The organism is Mycobacterium sp. (genome assembly GCF_049673265.1).
Taxonomy (GTDB): domain Bacteria; phylum Actinomycetota; class Actinomycetes; order Mycobacteriales; family Mycobacteriaceae; genus Mycobacterium.
Map to the genome: position 1 here is coordinate 1 of NZ_JBATXN010000006.1, position 2,462 is coordinate 2,462.

A 2,462-nucleotide genomic window follows, 5' to 3' on the forward strand; every position below is an offset into this window, starting at 1 on the left:
CATCAGCTGGTGTGCTCCGCGGTGCACTCCGCCGTTGGATGTCAACAGGAATTCGCGTTCGGCGTCGAGAACTTGCACCGGCCGCTGCGAGGTTGCACCGGAATCTAAGTACGCCAACTGATTTCCACCCCGCATCACCCGCTTGAGGATCGGGAAGTCGGCGCGGATCGCGTCGACGTCCAGTGAGGTGGCGGAAATGCTCACGGGTCAGGCTCCCCTAAACCTTCTCAGCCGCCGTTTGGCTGAAGCGGACGTAGCCGTTTTCTTCGAGTTCGTCGGCCAGCTCTGGTCCTCCCGATTCGATGATCCGGCCGCCGACGAACACGTGCACGAAATAGGGATGGATGTACCGCAAGATCCGGGTGTAGTGCGTGATCAGCAGAATCCCGCCGTGCTGCGATTCGGCGTAGCGGTTGACGCCCTCGCTGACCACGCGCAGCGCGTCGACATCCAGGCCGGAGTCGGTCTCGTCGAGAATCGCGATCTTGGGCTTCAACAGTCCCAGCTGCAGGATCTCGTGGCGCTTCTTCTCGCCGCCGGAAAAGCCTTCGTTGACACTGCGTTCGCCGAAGGCCTGGTCGATGTCCAGCTCCTCCAGCGCGGCCTTGACCTCTTTGACCCAGTGCCGCAGTTTGGGCGCCTCACCGCGGACGGCGGTCGCGGCCGAGCGCAGGAAGTTCGACATCGACACGCCCGGCACCTCAACGGGATACTGCATGGCCAAAAACAGACCGGCGCGAGCACGCTCGTCGACGCTCATGTCCAGAACGTTTTGGCCGTCGAGCGTGATCGAGCCCGACGTGACGCGGTACTTCGGGTGGCCGGCGATGGCGTAGGACAGGGTGGATTTGCCGGATCCGTTGGGCCCCATCACCGCATGCGTCTCGCCGGAACTCACGCTCAAGTTCACACCGTTGAGAATGGCGATCTCGCCGCCGTCCGTCTGGTTCTCGACGCTGACGTGTAAGTCTTTGATTTCCAGGGTGGTCATTAGGCGGTCGCTCTCGATTCCGTGATGGCCAGTTCGTGCTCGATGGCTGTGGTTAAACGCTCCCGTATCTCAGGTACCGCGATTTTGGCGATGATCTCGTTGAAGAAACCACGCACCACCAGTCGGCGGGCCTGCTCTTCGGGGATACCGCGGGAACGCAGATAGAACAGTTGCTCGTCGTCGAATCGTCCGGTGGCGCTTGCGTGTCCAGCCCCGACGATCTCGCCGCTCTCGATCTCCAAATTGGGCACCGAGTCGGCGCGCGCGCCGTCGGTGAGCACCAGGTTTCGGTTGACTTCGAAAGTGTCGGTGCCGGTGGCTTCGGCCCGGATCAACACGTCGCCCACCCAGACGGTGTGCGCGTCCGGGCGGTTCGAGTCGGGATCTCCTTGCAGCGCACCCTTGTACATCGCGCTGGACTTGCAGTCGGGTTGCGCGTGGTCAACCAGCAGCCTCGACTCGAGGTGCTGACCGTCGTCGGCGAAGTACATGCCCAGTAGCTCCGCGTCACCGCCGGGCGCGGCAAAGCGCACCTTGGCCGACATTCGCACCAAGTCGCCGCCAAGCATGACGGCCACATGCCGCAGCACCGCGTCCTTGCCCAGCCGGGCGTGTTGCGCGCTGACCTGTACGGTGTCGTCGGCCCAGTCGGCGATCCACACCACCGTGAGCCGGGCTGCATCGTCGACGACGAATTCGACGTTGTCGGCGTAGGTTCCGCTGCCGCGCTGGTCGATGACGACGACGGCCTCGGCCAGTTCCTCGGCCCGGATCTGCAGATGCCCGTAGGCCACCGCACCCTGGCCCGGGCCGGTGATCACCACCTCGACCGGCTCGGCGACCTGCGTGTCGCGCGCAACGGTGACCAGTGTCGCGGAGTTGAACGACGAAAACGCCTGCGCGGCAACACGATCAGTGGGCACACCACCGTCGCCGAGCCGCTGGTCGCCACGGCGCACGGTTTCGACGCGCACACCGGGCCGCTCGCTGACGGTGATCTGGGCGCTTCCGGTCGCGTGCGCCGAGCCGTCGTGCAGGCCACGCAGCCGTCGCAGCGGAGTGAACCGCCAGATCTCGTCGCGGCCGCCGGGGACCTCGAACGCGTCGACGTCGAAAGACGCGAACTGCTCGCCCTTGTTGGCAGCGGCGAGTGACGAACCCTCAACCGCTTCAGTCAATCCCGTCACTACCCGACCTCGCCTTCCATCTGCAGCTCGATCAGCCGGTTGAGCTCCAGCGCGTACTCCATCGGCAGCTCCTTGGCGATCGGCTCGACAAAGCCGCGCACCACCATCGCCATCGCCTCGTCCTCGGTCAGCCCGCGACTCATCAGGTAGAACAGCTGGTTCTCGCTGACTTTGGACACCGTCGCCTCATGGCCCATCGTCACATCGTCCTCGCGGATGTCGACGTAGGGATAGGTGTCGCTGCGGCTGATCGTATCGACCAGCAGCGCATCGCATTTCACGCT

4 protein-coding genes are annotated in these 2,462 nt (G+C 64.4%); all 4 read right to left on the bottom strand.

Annotated features, from left to right (window positions below; all coding sequences use genetic code 11):
- Window positions 1-204: aminotransferase class V-fold PLP-dependent enzyme (locus WBF82_RS00135; RefSeq protein ID WP_424381089.1), on the bottom strand; the 204-nt coding region annotated here is incomplete at its 3' end.
- A 13-nt stretch (window positions 205-217) separates the two neighbouring features.
- A complete protein-coding gene (sufC, locus tag WBF82_RS00140) occupies window positions 218-991 on the bottom strand; it encodes a Fe-S cluster assembly ATPase SufC (RefSeq protein ID WP_424381090.1) in 774 nt (257 codons plus the stop codon).
- Window positions 991-2,178: a Fe-S cluster assembly protein SufD gene (gene sufD / locus WBF82_RS00145; RefSeq protein WP_424381091.1), complete on the bottom strand. Its 1,188-nt coding sequence runs from the start codon at window positions 2,176-2,178 to the stop codon at window positions 991-993. The genes sufC and sufD overlap by 1 nt, the downstream gene beginning before the upstream one ends.
- On the bottom strand, window positions 2,178-2,462 hold a 285-nt coding region (locus WBF82_RS00150; RefSeq protein WP_424381092.1), incomplete at its 5' end, for a SufD family Fe-S cluster assembly protein. The genes WBF82_RS00150 and sufD, both read right to left, overlap by 1 nt.